15 protein-coding genes and 1 other annotated feature are annotated in these 15,947 nt (G+C 39.0%); of the genes, 5 read left to right on the forward strand and 10 right to left on the reverse strand.

Going from position 1 to position 15,947, the window contains the following annotated elements; translation table 11 throughout:
• Positions 1-6 precede the first annotated feature (6 nt).
• On the forward strand, positions 7-1,401 hold the full coding sequence (locus tag MKX73_RS00980) for an amino acid permease (protein WP_340715927.1): 1,395 nt from the start codon (positions 7-9) through the stop codon (positions 1,399-1,401).
• Between the two features lie 207 nt (positions 1,402-1,608).
• Positions 1,609-2,148 carry an ECF transporter S component gene (locus MKX73_RS00985; protein WP_340715928.1) on the forward strand — a complete coding sequence of 180 codons (540 nt, stop codon included), beginning with the start codon at positions 1,609-1,611 and terminating at the stop codon, positions 2,146-2,148.
• Between the two features lie 40 nt (positions 2,149-2,188).
• Here MKX73_RS00985 and MKX73_RS00990 read toward each other — a convergent pair whose 3' ends face one another.
• Complete coding sequence (locus tag MKX73_RS00990; protein ID WP_340715929.1) at positions 2,189-2,728, reverse strand: hydrolase; 540 nt, start codon at positions 2,726-2,728, stop codon at positions 2,189-2,191.
• A gap of 126 nt (positions 2,729-2,854) precedes the next feature.
• Here MKX73_RS00990 and MKX73_RS00995 point away from each other — a divergent pair, with 126 nt between their 5' ends.
• Positions 2,855-3,331 carry a nucleoside-diphosphate sugar epimerase gene (locus MKX73_RS00995; RefSeq protein WP_340715930.1) on the forward strand — a complete coding sequence of 159 codons (477 nt, stop codon included), beginning with the start codon at positions 2,855-2,857 and terminating at the stop codon, positions 3,329-3,331.
• 48 nt (positions 3,332-3,379) lie between these two features.
• Here MKX73_RS00995 and pheT read toward each other — a convergent pair whose 3' ends face one another.
• The 7 genes from pheT to MKX73_RS01030 all read right to left on the reverse strand — a co-directional run bounded on the left by pheT (position 3,380) and on the right by MKX73_RS01030 (position 12,396).
• The gene (gene pheT, locus MKX73_RS01000) at positions 3,380-5,785 is read right to left on the reverse strand and encodes a phenylalanine--tRNA ligase subunit beta (RefSeq protein ID WP_340715931.1); all 2,406 of its coding nucleotides are present in this window, start codon (positions 5,783-5,785) and stop codon (positions 3,380-3,382) included.
• 17 nt (positions 5,786-5,802) lie between these two features.
• Entirely contained in the window at positions 5,803-6,840 is a 1,038-nt protein-coding gene (gene pheS / locus MKX73_RS01005; RefSeq protein ID WP_340715932.1) for a phenylalanine--tRNA ligase subunit alpha, read from the reverse strand.
• Between the two features lie 124 nt (positions 6,841-6,964).
• Positions 6,965-7,194: a binding site (T-box leader), on the reverse strand.
• 68 nt (positions 7,195-7,262) lie between these two features.
• Positions 7,263-7,544, reverse strand: a complete 282-nt coding sequence (qoxD, locus tag MKX73_RS01010) for a cytochrome aa3 quinol oxidase subunit IV (protein WP_008407695.1) — start codon at positions 7,542-7,544, stop codon at positions 7,263-7,265.
• Between the two features lie 3 nt (positions 7,545-7,547).
• Positions 7,548-8,147 carry a cytochrome aa3 quinol oxidase subunit III gene (gene qoxC, locus MKX73_RS01015; RefSeq protein ID WP_340715933.1) on the reverse strand — a complete coding sequence of 200 codons (600 nt, stop codon included), beginning with the start codon at positions 8,145-8,147 and terminating at the stop codon, positions 7,548-7,550.
• Positions 8,147-10,111: a cytochrome aa3 quinol oxidase subunit I gene (gene qoxB, locus MKX73_RS01020; RefSeq protein WP_340715934.1), complete on the reverse strand. Its 1,965-nt coding sequence runs from the start codon at positions 10,109-10,111 to the stop codon at positions 8,147-8,149. The genes qoxC and qoxB overlap by 1 nt, the downstream gene beginning before the upstream one ends.
• A gap of 37 nt (positions 10,112-10,148) precedes the next feature.
• Entirely contained in the window at positions 10,149-11,030 is an 882-nt protein-coding gene (gene qoxA / locus MKX73_RS01025; RefSeq protein ID WP_340718821.1) for a cytochrome aa3 quinol oxidase subunit II, read from the reverse strand.
• 604 nt (positions 11,031-11,634) lie between these two features.
• Positions 11,635-12,396 carry a TrmH family RNA methyltransferase gene (locus tag MKX73_RS01030; RefSeq protein WP_340718822.1) on the reverse strand — a complete coding sequence of 254 codons (762 nt, stop codon included), beginning with the start codon at positions 12,394-12,396 and terminating at the stop codon, positions 11,635-11,637.
• Positions 12,397-12,520: 124 nt separating this feature from the next.
• Here MKX73_RS01030 and sspI point away from each other — a divergent pair, with 124 nt between their 5' ends.
• Positions 12,521-12,730, forward strand: coding sequence for a small acid-soluble spore protein SspI (gene sspI, locus MKX73_RS01035; protein WP_340715935.1), 210 nt, complete (start codon positions 12,521-12,523; stop codon positions 12,728-12,730).
• 268 nt (positions 12,731-12,998) lie between these two features.
• Here sspI and argF read toward each other — a convergent pair whose 3' ends face one another.
• On the reverse strand, positions 12,999-13,964 hold the full coding sequence (argF, locus tag MKX73_RS01040) for an ornithine carbamoyltransferase (protein ID WP_340718823.1): 966 nt from the start codon (positions 13,962-13,964) through the stop codon (positions 12,999-13,001).
• Between the two features lie 292 nt (positions 13,965-14,256).
• Between argF and MKX73_RS01045 the strand changes: the two genes are divergently transcribed.
• On the forward strand, positions 14,257-14,709 hold the full coding sequence (locus MKX73_RS01045) for a CoxG family protein (protein ID WP_340715936.1): 453 nt from the start codon (positions 14,257-14,259) through the stop codon (positions 14,707-14,709).
• Positions 14,710-14,830: 121 nt separating this feature from the next.
• On the opposite strand, the gene MKX73_RS01050 is transcribed toward MKX73_RS01045, so the two are convergent.
• Positions 14,831-15,943, reverse strand: coding sequence for a Ger(x)C family spore germination protein (locus MKX73_RS01050; RefSeq protein WP_340715937.1), 1,113 nt, complete (start codon positions 15,941-15,943; stop codon positions 14,831-14,833).
• Between the last annotated feature and the right edge of the window lie 4 nt (positions 15,944-15,947).

Consider the following 15,947-nt stretch of genomic DNA (forward strand, 5'->3'; position numbering starts at 1 on the left):
GTATCAATGAAAAAAATATTTAGAAAAAAAACAATCAGTGACCTTTTACTTAAAAGCGGTAACATGCAGCTGCCGAAAACAATTGGTCCTTTTGATTTGATTATGTTAGGTGTAGGTGCCATTGTCGGTACAGGCATTTTTATTTTACCTGGGACAGTTTCCGCTCTCCATGCAGGCCCGGGGATTATCTTTTCCTTTACGATTGCTGCAGTCGTCTGTGCATTAGCCGCACTATGTTACTCTGAATTTTCTTCTACTGTACCCGTTGCAGGTAGTGCCTATTCATATAGCTATATTGTTTTTGGTGAAATCATTGCATGGCTTGTCGGATGGGCATTATTATTGGAATACGGACTCGCAACTGCTGCCGTTGCAACAGGCTGGTCCGGGTATTTCGTTTCGCTTCTGGATGGTTTGAGTATCCATCTACCGGTCGCATTGACAGGGGCATTCAGTCCTGAAAACGGTACTTATATTAACTTGCCCGCAATCTGTATTATATTCGCTATAGGTGCTTTACTGTCATTAGGAATGAAAGAATCGACACGTTTTAATGCGTTATTGGTCGCGATTAAACTTGGTGTTATTTTATTATTTATTGCAGTTGGTATATTTTACGTGAAACCTGAAAACTGGACACCTTTCCTGCCATTTGGAATGAGTGGTGTATTTACTGGTGCCGCGCTCGTATTTTTTGCCTACTTAGGATTTGATGCCGTATCTTCTGCTGCCGCGGAAGTAAAAAATCCCCAGCGGAATATGCCAATCGGGATTATTGGTTCCCTGCTCGTCTGTACCTTATTGTATGTTGTCGTTTCACTTATACTGACAGGGATTGTACCATATACAGACCTGAATGTAACCGACCCGGTATCTTACGCAATGCAAGTGATCGATCAGGAATGGGCAGCGGGAATCATATCGCTCGGTGCTGTCATTGGCATGATGACCGTTATATTAGTCATGATGTACGGAGGGACACGTTTACTGATGGCGTTTGCCCGTGATGGCTTAATGCCAAAAATGCTGGCTCAATTAAGTGAAAAACGTAAAATGCCTGTTAAAAACACATGGCTGTTTACCGTGATAATTTCATTTTTTGCAGGTTTTATTCCATTGGATTTATTGGCTGAACTTGTAAATATGGGTACATTGGTTGCATTTATTTTTGTTTCTGCCGGCATTTTATATTTGCGGAAAAATAAAGACTTGCCGCAAGATCGATTTAAAGTACCTTTTTATCCTGTTTTACCAATCTTATCATTTATTTTATGTATTTTTCTCATCACACAACTTTCCTTAAACACATGGATTGCATGCGGTATTTGGTTTATTATCGGGATAATCGTTTATTTCACATATGGAAAAAAACATTCTACGCTAAATTCTAAAACTGAATAAAACAGCAGATCAATTTAAAAAAAGCACAGCAAATTACAGAAACTAATTTGCTGTGCTTATACTTTTTACCGTAATCCTCCTCCGAATATGTGAAACGCTTTGTTTAAATTTTCTGACCTTATTAAATTGTTTGTTTTTGAACCTTTTACAGATGCCAACTAGTTGCTAATATGAGAGTTAATTTCAAGCAAGGGAGCGTCTATTATTATGGAATCATCAAGATCAATCACTTCTTCATCAGAAAAAACAAAAGACTTAATTATTACAAGCCTACTTATTTCACTCGTATTCGTAGCCACATTTTTCATCAATATCCGTTTGCCGATTGCTGCAAATGGGGGGCTTGTTCATTTAGGTTCAGCCATGCTTTTTATTATCTCAATTTTATTTGGGCCAAAGAAAGGCGCAATGGCCGGAGCATTCGGTATGGCACTGTTTGATATTTTATCCGGCTGGACATTGTGGGCACCATTTACATTCATTACACGTGGTCTGCAGGGGTATATAGTAGGTAAAATTGCCACAATGAACGGAAAAAATGGTGGTAATATTTTTTATAACTTTGGAGCTATCATTATCTCGATTCCATTTATGCTTGGCGGTTATTATATTTGTGAACGTGTTCTCTATGGAAACTGGGTCATTCCGCTTGCATCGATTCCAGGAAATCTCGTTCAAAATGCAGTAGGTCTTCTCATTGCACTCCCTGTATGTATCGCTTTGAAAAAACTGCCTCTTTTCAAATAAAAAAATTGGTTAGCGCTCAATTGTCGCTAACCAATCTATTTTATTTTACTAGCTTGCTGATTGCTTTGAATGTATCGCCTTTTGCTACTTGCTGCATTTCGAATAATGCCATTTCCACACTTGTTACATGAGCACCAAGCTGCACCATTTTCTGGATGCCTACTTCTCGGTTACTTGCTGTTCTTGAAGACACACAGTCCGCCAGCACTTCGACTTCATAACCGTTTTCCAGTAATTGAGCTGCTGTTTGATATACACAAATATGCGCCTCAATACCGGCCAATAAAACCTTCTTGCGTCCTGTTTGCTGTAATGCCTCTACAAATTCTTCAGTATCGTAAGCACTGAATGTAATTTTTTCAATCGGTTTTTCATCTGTTAAATGCTCGGCAACTCGCTCATCTGTCGGTCCAAGGCCTTTTGGATATTGTTCAAGCCATAAAATAGGTAGATCCAATAATTTTGCCCCTTGTACCATTGTTGCGATATTACCTACAACAAGTGCGCTTTCCTCAACAACTTGCGCCAATTTCCCCTGAATATCAATCAGTACTAATACTGCTTCTTCTTTTTTTAACATGATTATACCTCCCCTAAGTTGCATTCTTCTCTATTATACTGAACTTTCCCACTAAATGAATAGTAGATCCTCCATTGAAACGAAATGCATGACACTGTATAGTGAAAAGAGAAATGGAGGATTTACATGTTACGTTTTAGTTGGCTCATAAGTATGGGCATTAGTTTATTTGGAGTATTAATCATTCAGCACTTCTTTACGGTAAAACCGGACGATGTTGCAAATGGAGGAAATCTTGGCGCACTAGGTTTAGCACTGGTTGCACCATTCATTATACTTAGCTTATTTATTACATTTCGCTTCTTTACTGAAAGTGCCAGAAACGCAAAAGATCATCTAATGCGGATGATTTATTTAGTATTTGGAGTTGCCCTGTTAGTAGTCTTCATCTATTATGCCATTGATTTTTCAAATAATGTTTTTGCATCCCTTGGTGGAGATACGAAGACTCCCGGTTCCACAATCTATCGTTTCCCCCTATTAAACGAGTATACGAATCACGTTTTTCTTAACTTTTATACGTTCGGAATTATCCATACATTTAGCGCTTTAGTCGGCGCTGTTACAGGAATGGTCAAGCCTGCACAGGAATCCCCGCAATAATACAAAACCCGAATGGTCATTGAACCATTCGGGTTTTGTTATTGTGAATTAGCGTACTTCTGCACCTGCTGCTGCTAATGCTTTCAGTACTTTATTGTGCGCTGCGACTACTTCTTCGTCTGTTAATGTTCGCTCTGGATCGAAGTATGTTAATGAGAAGGCTACTGATTTTTTACCAGCCGTCATTTTTTCCCCTGCATAAACATCAAATACTTTTACTTCTTTTAATAAAGAAGTTCCTGCACCTTTAATAATGCTTACAATTTCACCAGCTGGAGCTGCCACATCCAATTCCAATGCGATATCACGACTCATAGCCGGGAAGCGCGGAATCATAGAATAAACGAGCTCCTCCTGTGTTGCACTTAAAATAGCATGCAAGTTCAGTTCAGCTACATAAGTTTCTTTTACATCGAACGCTTTTTGTTCTTGCGGATGAAGCTGTGCAATGACACCCACTTTTTCACCATCCAACAATACATCTGCTGTACGACCTGGATGGAGGCCGTCAACTTGCGCTTTTACATATCCTACACGGGATGTTAAGCCCAATTTAGCAAATACGGCTTCTACAATACCTTTTGCAACGAAGAAATCAACATTTTTCTTTTCTCCCTGCCATGTATTATCAATCCATTTACCTGTTAACACAAGCGCTAAGTGCTCTTCTTCAAATGGTAGCTCTTCAGCAGTTTGTCCAAGGAATACTGAACCAATTTCATATAATGCCACTGTTTCCGCTTGACGTGCTACGTTATAGCTTGCTGCCTCTACTAAGTGAGGAATTAAGCTTTGGCGTAATGTTGAGCGTTCTTCAGACATAGGCATTAATAATTTTGTCGTCTCTTCAGCTTTTAATGCAAACTTTTGAGCATGCGCTGCTGAAGTTAATGAGTAAGTTACCGCTTGATAAAGACCGGCACCTTCCATAACATTGCGTACAATACGACGTCCTGCTTGATATGGCGTTAAGCGGCCAACTTGATCACTCGCAGGTAAGCTTACAGGAATCTCATCATAGCCATACATACGTGCAATTTCTTCAACGATATCTTCAGGAATTTTAATATCCTGACGACGCGTCGGAGCATCAATGATCAATAATCCATTTGCTGCTTCCACATCAAATTTTAAACGCTCTAAAATAGACAGCATATCCTCTAAAGAAATCTTCATACCTAAACGGCCGTTAATAAAGTCAGGTGATACAACAACACGAGCAGGTGACTTATCAAGTTCATCAACTAGCACTGTACCTTCAAGTACTTCCCCGCCTGCCAATTCAGCAAGTAATTGTGCTGCACGTTCTGCTGCCGGAAGAACACGGTTCGGATCTACACCTTTTTCGAAACGTGCGGAAGAATCCGAACGTAAGCCGATTTCTTTTGAAGTACAGCGCACAGATGCCGGATTGAAATATGCTGATTCGATTACTACTGTCGTTGTAGTATCGGATACTTCAGATTTAGCACCGCCCATCACACCTGCAACCGCTTCAGCTTCCTGACCATTTGTAATGACAAGATTGTGGCTTGCCAATTTACGTTCCTGATCATCAAGTGTCGTCATTACTTCACCGTCACGAGCCATACGCGTCACGATTTCACCTGTTGCCAATTTATCGTAGTCAAATGCATGTAATGGTTGGCCATATTCCATTAATACGTAGTTTGTAATATCGACTACGTTATTATGTGGACGTACGCCAGCAGACATTAGTGCATGCTGCAGCCATAGTGGAGATTCTTTTACTTCAATATTTTTTACAACTTTCGCTGCGTACATCGGGTTGGCTTCTTTATCTTCTACCGTTAATTTTAAAACATCTTCCGCTTTTTCAGCTGAAGCTGTATAATCGATTTCCGGTAATTTTACCTCCTGAGATAAAATCGCAGCTACTTCATAGGCAACACCCAACATGCTCATTGCATCCGAACGGTTCGGTGTTAAACCAAGCTCAAGCACTGTATCACGTAAGCCTAAGACATCTAATGCATCGGCACCTGGAGCTGAATCAGCTGGAAGTACATAAATTCCTTCAGCATAGGCTTTCGGCACCAGACGGCCTTCAATCCCCAACTCTTGAAGTGAACAGATCATTCCGTTTGATTCTTGGCCGCGTAATTTTGCTTTTTTTATTTTAATGCCGCCTGGCAATTTTGCTCCTGGACGCGCTACAATGACTTTTTGACCTGCATCGACGTTTGGTGCCCCACATACGATTTGTTGAAGCTCTTCTTCTCCAACATCCACTTGGCATACATTTAATTTATCTGCTTCCGGATGTTTTTCTTTCGATACAACATGACCTACAACCACATTGGACATGCCTAGTGAACGGTCAATTACTGCATCTACTTCAATCCCCGCGCGTGTAATTCTTTCTGCTAACTCATTCGCTTCCAAAGAAGAAATATCTACATATTGACTTAACCATTTTAATGAAACTAACATTTATATTGTCCTCCTTCTTACACTTCTGCCTGGTGGAATTGTGATAAGAAGCGTGTGTCATTTGTATAGAAATGACGAATATCATCCACACCGTATTTTAACATCGCGATACGTTCTGCACCGATACCGAAAGCAAAACCTGAAAGCTTCGTTGAATCGTAGCCAGCCATTTCAAGTACGTTCGGGTGTACCATACCGGCACCTAAAATTTCGATCCAACCAGTTTGTTTACATACATTACAGCCTTTTCCTGAGCATTTATGACAAGAAACGTCTACTTCTACAGATGGCTCTGTGAACGGGAAGAATGATGGACGAAGACGGATTTCGCGTTCTGCTCCAAACATTTTCTTCGCTAATGCATCAAGCGTTCCTTTTAAGTCAGACATGCGGATGTTTTCACCAATCACAAGGCCTTCAATTTGCATGAATTGGTGTGAGTGGGTCGCATCGTCTGTGTCACGTCGGAATACTTTACCTGGGCAGATCACACGGATTGGTTCGCCTTTTTTGGCTTCCATCGTACGTGCCTGAACTGGTGAAGTATGCGTACGCAGTAATGTTTCTTCTGAAATATAGAATGAATCCTGCATGTCACGAGCCGGGTGACCTTTAGGCAAGTTCATTGCTTCAAAGTTATAGTAGTCTTTTTCTACTTCAGGTCCTTCTACGATTTCGTAGCCCATTCCTAAAAACAGGTCTTCGATTTCTTCGATTACACGTGTCAGCAGGTGACGGTTTCCTGCACGTACTTTAGCGCCTGGTAACGTGACATCGATTGATTCGTTTTCAAGCTGTGCTAAAATTGCAACTTCTTCTAATACAGCAACCTTCTTTTCAAGTTCAGTTGTTACGTTTTCACGCACAGTGTTAACTAGGGCACCCATTTTCGGGCGTTCTTCTGCAGAAAGTTTCCCCATTCCTTTTAATAAGTCCGTGATTGGTCCTTTTTTACCTAAGTACGCAACACGAACTTCGTTTAATGCTTTTAGGTCCGCTGCATCGGCAATTTTGGCTAATGCTTCTTGTTCCAATTGCTTTAGTTGTTGTTCCATTTACAAAGTCCTCCTTAATAAAATCCAGTGTCATAGTGCCTGTTCTGAACCCGTTGCTTTAACAATCTCATAAATACACACTAATCATTACCATTTGTGAAAATAAAAAATCCTCGTCCCCTAAGAAAGGGACGAGGACGAGTTTCGCGGTACCACCCTAGTTATTGCATTAAGCAATCACTTCATTGGAGCTAACGACTATGTCTAGCCGGCAATCCTTTCACCACAAGTGGATCCCGGATGCTGCTCGCGGGGTGAACTTCACTATACAATTTGTTAGCAAGCTTTCAGTCATTGGCTTGCATTCCCTAAAACAAATGTTGTATACCTACTCTTCCCGGTCAACGCATTTCGTAATATATTCTCCAACTAGTTTAATGTATTTTCGTACATTTATCAACTAGCTGGAGTGCTTTTCATCATTACATATCCCAAAGAAGGATTAATAAAGAACCTAAAACAGTCAATACTACTAAACCGATGCCGTATACGATGTTCGAGTAGATAGCCCACTTGTCATTTGTTTCACCAGCGTGCATGAAAACAATAAACTGTAAACCTGCTTGAATGAATGCTGTTACTAATAGGATAACCATTCCAGTTGTGAATGACATATCTGTGAAGTACACAAGCATTGCAATCACTGTTAAAATCAGTGAAAATACGAAGCCCATAATTTGGCCGATTGGAAAGAACTTAGCCATAGATTACATCATTCCTTTCAAGTAAATGAAACTGAAGATGAAGATCCAAACAACATCCAGGAAGTGCCAGTATAGTGAGAAGATAAATGTTTTCCCTGCTGTCACTGAGTTAAGTCCACGTTTAGCGATTTGGATCATAATGAAGATTCCCCAGAATAAACCAAACGTTACGTGAAGACCGTGTGTTCCTAACGTTGTTAATAAAGCAGATGTGAAGGCACTAGTCGTAATACCTGCACCAACATGTACGTAGTGTACAAATTCATAAATCTCTACAGAAATGAACGCTGCACCAAGCAATAATGTAATACCCATGAATGACAATGTCGCTTTTTTACTGCCAAGACGCATTGCATGAATGGCTAAACCGATTGTAAAACTTGATGTTAATAGGATGAATGTCTCTGCCAATACTGGACCGATTTCGAAAATCTCAGCAGCAGTAGGACCGTCACCTGTACGACCTGATAGAACAAAGTATGATGCGAATAATGTACCGAATAACATAATTTCCGCACCTAGGAAAGTCCAGAATCCGAAGATTTTCAGGTTATTTTCCTCTGTTGAATATTCCAATGGAACATTGTTATTAACTTTACCCATTATTTCGCACCTCCTTCTTTTTCATATTTTTTCTCGATTAATTCAACCTCTTCTTTATGGATATGGTAGCCATGGTCGTCTTCCAGAGAACGGTAACCCATACAAGCTAAAATACCGATTAAGCTGATGATTGCTAAAGTAAACATACTGAATACTAGAGCGAAACCACCGATGAAGAAGAATATTGATAAAATAAATGTTTGACCTGAGTTATTTGGCATGTGAATGTCTTGAATTTCACCTTTGAATAACTTCGTGCCATTTTTCTTAGCATCCCAGAATGCTTCTGATGTTGAATCAGTTACGTCTGGAGTAATTGCAAAGTTGTAGTGTGGAATTGGCGTATGCGTTGCCCACTCTAGACCACGTGCATCCCATGGATCTGAACCGATGTCGCGTGGTGAGTTTTTGAAACTGTACCAAATGTTCCATACTAGCATTAAGAATGAAACAGCCATAATACCGGCACCGATGAACGATACCATGTTTAATGTACTGAAACCTGAAGCTTCTGAGAAAGTATACATACGACGTGCTTGACCATCTAAACCAGTGATATACATAGGAATGAATGATAGTACGAAACCGAAAGACATTACCCAGACAGTAGCTTTACCTAGACGTTCATTTAACATGAAACCGAACATTTTTGGCCAGTAGAATGTTAAACCTGCTAACATCGCGTAAACAACACCAGGGATGATTACGTTATGGAAATGAGCTACTAAGAACATTGTGTTGTGGTATTGGTAGTCAGCTGCTGACATCGCGAGCATAACCCCTGTTACACCACCAAGTGTGAATAAAGGAATAAAGTGCATTGCATACAACATTGGTGTCGTAATAACAATTTTCCCTTTATAAAGTGTGAATAACCAGTTGAAAATTTTAACCCCTGTTGGGATCGCAATTGCCATTGTTGTGATCGAGAAAATCGAGTTCGTGAATGCACCTTGACCCATTGTAAAGAAGTGGTGAGTCCATACAGCGAACGAGAATACTGAAATTACGATCAGTGACCAAACCATTGACGTGTAACCGTATAAGTTACGACGTGCGAATGTCGAAATAACTTCAGAGAAAATACCGAATGCCGGTAAGATCAGGATATATACTTCAGGGTGACCCCAAACCCAGAACAGGTTGGCCCAAAGCATGTCCATACCACCGTCACCGATAGCGAAGAATTTCGTATCCCAAAGACGATCCATCGTACCCATTGCTAATGCTACTGTTAATACCGGGAACGCGAACACGATAATTAAGTTTGCAATAAGCGCTGACCAAGTGAACATTGGCATTTTGAATAATGTCATACCTGGTGCACGCATTTTAAAGATTGTCGTAATGAAGTTAATACCTGTCATTAACGTACCAAGTCCGGCAATTTGAAGCGCCAGCATGTAGTAGTTAGTACCAACTGATGTACTGAATTCATTATCCGCTAACGGGAAATATGAAGTCCATCCCGCATCAGGAGATCCACCAACGATGAATGAGATATTGAATAATCCCATACCCATGAAGAATAACCAGAATGCCAAGTTGTTTAAACGTGGGAACGCAACGTCACGTGCCCCGATTTGTAAAGGTACTAAAAAGTTAAAGAAGAATGTAATGAATGGCATCGCCATGAATAAAATCATGACTACTCCGTGAGTTGTAAATACTTCGTTATAGTGCTGTGCGTCTAAGAAACCGTTCTCTGGAACAGCTAATTGTAAACGCATCATTACAGCATCGACACCGCCGCGGAAAAGCATAACTAAAGCAGTGATTAAATACATGATACCGATTTTTTTATGGTCAACAGTTGTTATCCATTCACGCCATAAGTAGCCCCACAATTTAAAATAAGTAACGATCGCTACTAACGCGATTGACCCTAAAACTATAGAAGCCATTGCGATATAAATTAATGTGCTTGGGTGTGGAACTGCAAACTGTGCAAAGAATTCCGACATAGTAGTACTCCTTTCGAAAAGTTGTTACTTTCAAAAATTAGTGTGAAGAATGATCCTCTTCATCTTCTTCGTCTGAAGATTCATGGTTGTGTTCCGGAGCTGGTGAGAACTCTAGATGTGTACCAGTATAAGTTGATTTACCAAGATGACCTGGCTCTAATAATTCGTCAAACTTCTCTTCTGTTAATGGAGCAGCTGTTTCATGAACTTCTGTTACCCATTCATCAAATTCAGTTTGAGTTAATGCTGTTACATCAAAAATGTTTTCTGCTGTACCACGACCTGAGAAGTTCGCGTTACGTCCCCAGAATTCGCCTGGGTTATCAGCAGCTAAGTGTAATGTTGTTACCATGTCTGCCATTGCGTATTTCTGACCACCAAGTTGTGGAATCCAGAAACTTGTAATTGGACCGTAAGAATAAAGTTTGAATTCAATTGCACGTCCAGCAGGAATGTATAGGTAGTTTACTGTTTCAATACCTTGTTCTGGATAGCTGAAGTGCCATTTCCAGTTAGATGATGAAGCATAAATAACTAAAGGTTCCTGATCTTCATATTCTTGAGGAACATTCTCAACAATGTAGTTACTCTTAACAGAAACAAATGATAAGAAAATAACGATGATTACAGGAATACCAATCATAAATGTTTCTACAAGCCAGTGACCATGAATATGCGGTGGCTCGTAATCTGGACTTTGTTTTGATGCACGGTATTTAACTAACATAAATACCAAAATTGCTAATACTGTTAGAACAATCCCTGACATTAAGTAAATTAATAACATTGTGTCATCGGCTTGTCTTTGAGCTTGAGGACCTTTAGGATCAAGTACTGCTAACTTATCGTTACAGCCTGCTAATAGGATAGCACCTAGTCCCATGAAAGAGAGTAATGTTCCCTTCATATTTACTTTCATAGTTGGACTCCTTTCCAAATAAATAGAGCTTGTTAGATTTTGCTTAAGCGCTTTCATGTGAGAGCGAAAATAAAATAATGACGATAGCGTTACTACGAATGAATAATTTCACTTATTACCATTTACACTATGCATATAGTGGCAAATAGCCAGACCATCAATTCATCACCATTTAGAACCTTTAAATTGAATCCCATAATCAACAGTTTGCACACTATTTTAAAAAGCATTATTTTATTTTTTTGTTGTGACAACTTAAGGCGCCTGTCTAACCTAATTAGATTTTAGTTAAACATCAAATAAGTGTCAAAACATCAAATTGGAAAATAACCTTATTTCTGCCATTTTTCGAGCGATTCTTTTTTAATATTTTAAAATAATGACGAAAAATGCAGTAAAACAGAGCGATTGCGAGCTAAAAGCTGCCTTCATTTCAAAAATGACATTTCTATGAACTCGTTAAAGTTCATGTTTTGCGACTAATCAGAAAGCGCATAATGTTTCATATTATGGGTTTTATTTCCACTTTTTACCTTAAATTTTAAAAGAAATGGGATTTTATAAGTACTTACTTACAAAATCCCTCGTTTAACTTTTCACCTGTTTATTTTACAAAGGCATACAATAAAATTCCTGTTGCCACCGCAACATTCAGTGATTCTGCCCCACCAAAAATAGGAATGATGATGTTCTGGTCTGTTTTTGCCAAAATTTGCGGATTAATGCCACTCCCTTCATTACCCACAATTAATGCAAATGAATCACTTGGTTCCAATTTTTTATAAGAAATCGATTCATCCAATGAAGTGCCGTATACACGTACACCATCAGCCTGCAGGTTTTCCAACCATTCCATCAAGTCGCCACGGACGACTGGAATATGGAAATGGGAGCCTTGTGCCGAACGCAATGATTTAGGATTAAATGCATCCACACTGCCTTTTCCTAAAATAACTGCATCAATTCCTGCTGCATCGGCAGTTCGGATCATCGTGCCGATATTTCCCGGATCTTGTACGGCATCGACTAATAATACTTTACGCCAATTGAATTGCTCGTCTTCGGAAATCAGGCGCTGTTTACAATGGGCAAATACCCCTTGCGAATTTTCGGTTTCCGCAATTTCTTTTGACACCGTATCATTCACATGGACTAAAACCACTTCGTCTATCGACCATAATAATGGCAGATCAACACCATCACGCACAATAATTTGCACGATTTGGTCCTTATGCTTTAACGCTTCTTCCACTAAATGAAAGCCTTCTACAATATATTCTCCTGTTTTTTCGCGTTCTTTACGTTGTGTTACAAGCTTTTTCCAATGCTTTACTAGTGCATTTTGTGTCGATTCGATTCTTTTCATCATTTCCCGTCCTTTTTTGCGTACTCGATTGTATATTCTATCATAATTAATTTGTAATCCATAACGCAATGCCAAGTATAAAGTTGATTATTTTGAGCAAATTATAGGGAAAAGGAGGTTTCATATGGATTTTCAAATTCGACAAGCAATTACTGCCAATGTAATGGGCTCAGATGCCGCAGAGTTTCAGGATATCGTCAATGATGCAATTTCACGTGGCGAGGAACATTTACTTCCTGGTCTTGGTGTATTCCTGGAAAAATGGTGGACAGGTGCAAGCGAAAGTGAGCGAAATGAATTTTCGCAAAAACTGGCTAAACAATTTGTCAGCTAACATTTAGCATAACCACCCATCATTCAATTATAATTCCATACAAAAAAGCAATCCAGCGTCTCCCGGATTGCTTTTTCTATGTAGTGATGGGGCATTCCATCTTGAATACAGACATCACTTGTAGTTCTTCATGAATCGTTACAGCGCCTCCCGTTTTTATTCATGTTGGACTACTACATTATTTATTTGCCCTTCCTGCCCATAAATAATGTATGGTTCACAGACGGCGACTACAACCCGTAGTACAATGCCGACTGCCTTTTGTTTTTTACGCCAATAAAGATACTAAAATTGCTTTTTGTGCATGCAGGCGATTTTCTGCTTGCTCAAATATATAAGAATTTGGACCGTCAATAACTGACGTCGCAACTTCTTCCCCACGATGTGCCGGTAAACAATGCAGGAACATATAATCCGGCTTTGCATGAGCAACCAGTTCATCATTAATCTGGTACTTTGCAAAATCCTTCAATCGTTTTTGCGTTTCTTCTTCCTGCCCCATAGATGTCCATACATCTGCATAAACGGCATCTGCATCTTTAACAGCCGCTATTGGGTCATTCGTAACGAGAATTGTACTGCCGTTATAAGAAGCAATCTCTTGTGCTTTTTCAATAATACGTGTATCACATTCATACCCTGGTGGTGTTGCAACGGCTACATGCATACCAACATGTGCTGCAGCAACAATAAGCGCATGTGCTACATTATTGCCATCACCTACATAAGCGATTTTTAATCCTTTCAATTCCCCTTTATTTTCGGCAATTGTTTCAAGATCAGCTAACGCCTGACATGGATGATCCAGATCCGTTAATCCATTAATGACCGGAATCGAAGCGTTATCGGCCAATTCTTCCACCATCGTATGGGAGTTGGCACGAATCATAATTCCGTCCAAATAACCCGATAATACTCTCCCTGTATCGGAGATTGGCTCACCACGCCCGATTTGCATATCGCGCGCATTCATATACATGCCATATCCTCCAAGCTGCTGCATACCTACTTCAAACGATACTCGTGTACGCGTTGAACTTTTTTCAAAGATCATGCCGAGTGTCTTACCTTCCAATAATCGTGGACATTTGCCCGCTTTCGTTATTGTTTTCAACTGTGTCGCAAGTTCAAGCAGTTGCTTCACTTCTTCACTCGTATAGTCAAGCAATGTTAATAAGTCTTTTCCTTGTAAACTTTCAACCGGCTTTAATTGCACCTCTTCTAATAATTTCATCATTACACACCTCTGTGAGCTTTATGTTGGTTTTATTATACAAATGAATAATTATAAAATCAAGTGAATTATTATAAATTTTTTAAATTAATTAAATTATTCAATAATTATTCGACTTATCGTACCGATTCTTTAAAACAAAAAATTTACTTAAGCGATACTTATACTGATTATTGGAGAAAATTTTCAATTTTTATTGAATTCCCATTCATTTTTTAGCATACTATTTACAGCAGTACTTTTTGGAAATAATTTACTTGAAACAATAATCGATTATTTAGGAGGAATTATTATGCCGAACGCTATCCATACAGTTGAAATTCCATTATCAAACGATGTAATATGGAATTTTCTTAAGGACTACAATAATTGGGCACCATTGATCCCGGGTTATATCGAGCACGAAGCACAACATGATACACAGTTCACTTGGACTTTCCTGGCAGATTTAGGGTTTACGAAAAAGAAAATTATACTTCAAGTCGATATTACGGATTCAATTGAGCCGACAGATGTAAAATTTACTATTAAAGGATTGTCCGACAATTTTGACGGAAACGGCTATTTTACTATTACAGCCGGCAATAACGAATCGGTTCAAGTTACAGGAAGTCTGGATTTATCTGCCGCTGGTTTTATGGGGATGATGATCAACTCTGTATTGGAAAGTTTCGTACCTAAAGCGACGACCGATTTGACGGATTCAATCGAAACAAAGCTTACGGCCCTCCATGATGTAAAATAAACAAAAAACCATTATCTTTCCTGATAAACGGAAAGTTAATGGTTTTTGCTAATTATAATGAAGGTTTTAAGAGACCTGAAAATAACAGTCCCTTCTACAAAATCAGTTTAATTATAAAATTCTATTGAAACACGCCATCGCGGACAATTTGTGATTCTACTTTAATATTCACTTTCATTTGCGGATATAACTCATACCATTTTTCTTTATTGACTATTACATTGCGTACCCTCGCTCTAAAACGCTCTCCAAAGTTGAATATATCCGAATTCACCTCCTGACTGTATTTAATAATTCGAGTTAATTCACTTTCGATTTTTTGATTGATTTCCTCTTCTACTTTTTTAATTTTTTCAGGTGTATCTACAATTATATCGGCATTTATTTCTCTCAAACGGCATTCCAATTTTATCGTTAAGTCAAATTCAGGTACTGAGGGATCCACAAGTTTAAGGATTAGCTTCGAATCAATTGTATCCAGAGCGATTGCCAATTGATCAAATGGTTTATCAGCTAAACCATCAAGCGCTGAGTCAGGCAATTCTAATTGTAATATTCCATTGTGCGTTCGCTCTCTGATCATCATTATATACATTGTATCGTCGGCAGTAATCTGACCGACGATTTTGCTGTCTTTAAATAGGGCCATTCCCGTGATTATAATATTTTCACCCTCTTTTTTGATTACCGGAAGGGCATAACTCTTTACTAATGAATATTTATCTCTATTCACTTCATGGAGAGTTGATGACAACGCATGGTGATGTTCGATATTTTGCTTGATTAACTGGTAAATATGTTGTCCGATATCCGTTATATTTTTATATTTGTATTCCAGTAATTCTTTTATATCACCTTCAACAACGGCTAAATAGATAGCATTACTAACTTCTGCATTCATTTTTAAAATGTGCAGATTGTGGTCTAACCCTTCTTTAGCTAACTTTTCACCGAACAATACAACCCTCAATTGACCTGAACCAGTTATTTTTGATGTTTTTAAGTCAATTTTTGTTCGTGCCCACTTACTAGTTATGGCCGAAGCAGATTGAATTTCTACACGGCTTTCCAAATCCTGATTAATTTGTCTAATCACAGCGGTGGAAGTCAGCTCACCCCCGTCTTCTAATTCATATCCAACCAATGTCGTTAAACTTATATTTTCTAAAATTTTCTGTTCTGCACAGCCACTTAAAATAAATGTAAAAGCGATTACTATAATGAGTTTTTTCATATCG

Origin of the sequence: Solibacillus sp. FSL W7-1436 (assembly GCF_038007305.1) — a bacterium.
Classification (GTDB): domain Bacteria; phylum Bacillota; class Bacilli; order Bacillales_A; family Planococcaceae; genus Solibacillus.

Excerpts from the sequence above, each read along its gene's own strand:
- MKX73_RS01030 (WP_340718822.1), bottom strand. The coding sequence starts at position 12,396 with ATGAAAAGAATCGAATCGACACAAAATGCACTAGTAAAGCATTGGAAA.
- MKX73_RS00995 (WP_340715930.1), top strand. The coding sequence starts at position 2,855 with ATGTTACGTTTTAGTTGGCTCATAAGTATGGGCATTAGTTTATTTGGA.
- qoxC (WP_340715933.1), bottom strand. The coding sequence starts at position 8,147 with ATGGGTAAAGTTAATAACAATGTTCCATTGGAATATTCAACAGAGGAA.
- pheS (WP_340715932.1), bottom strand. The coding sequence starts at position 6,840 with ATGGAACAACAACTAAAGCAATTGGAACAAGAAGCATTAGCCAAAATT.
- MKX73_RS00985 (WP_340715928.1), top strand. The coding sequence starts at position 1,609 with ATGGAATCATCAAGATCAATCACTTCTTCATCAGAAAAAACAAAAGAC.
- MKX73_RS01050 (WP_340715937.1), bottom strand. The coding sequence starts at position 15,943 with ATGAAAAAACTCATTATAGTAATCGCTTTTACATTTATTTTAAGTGGC.
- sspI (WP_340715935.1), top strand. The coding sequence starts at position 12,521 with ATGGATTTTCAAATTCGACAAGCAATTACTGCCAATGTAATGGGCTCA.
- qoxA (WP_340718821.1), bottom strand. The coding sequence starts at position 11,030 with ATGAAAGTAAATATGAAGGGAACATTACTCTCTTTCATGGGACTAGGT.
- MKX73_RS01045 (WP_340715936.1), top strand. The coding sequence starts at position 14,257 with ATGCCGAACGCTATCCATACAGTTGAAATTCCATTATCAAACGATGTA.
- argF (WP_340718823.1), bottom strand. The coding sequence starts at position 13,964 with ATGAAATTATTAGAAGAGGTGCAATTAAAGCCGGTTGAAAGTTTACAA.
- qoxD (WP_008407695.1), bottom strand. The coding sequence starts at position 7,544 with ATGGCTAAGTTCTTTCCAATCGGCCAAATTATGGGCTTCGTATTTTCA.
- MKX73_RS00980 (WP_340715927.1), top strand. The coding sequence starts at position 7 with ATGAAAAAAATATTTAGAAAAAAAACAATCAGTGACCTTTTACTTAAA.
- qoxB (WP_340715934.1), bottom strand. The coding sequence starts at position 10,111 with ATGTCGGAATTCTTTGCACAGTTTGCAGTTCCACACCCAAGCACATTA.
- pheT (WP_340715931.1), bottom strand. The coding sequence starts at position 5,785 with ATGTTAGTTTCATTAAAATGGTTAAGTCAATATGTAGATATTTCTTCT.
- MKX73_RS00990 (WP_340715929.1), bottom strand. The coding sequence starts at position 2,728 with ATGTTAAAAAAAGAAGAAGCAGTATTAGTACTGATTGATATTCAGGGG.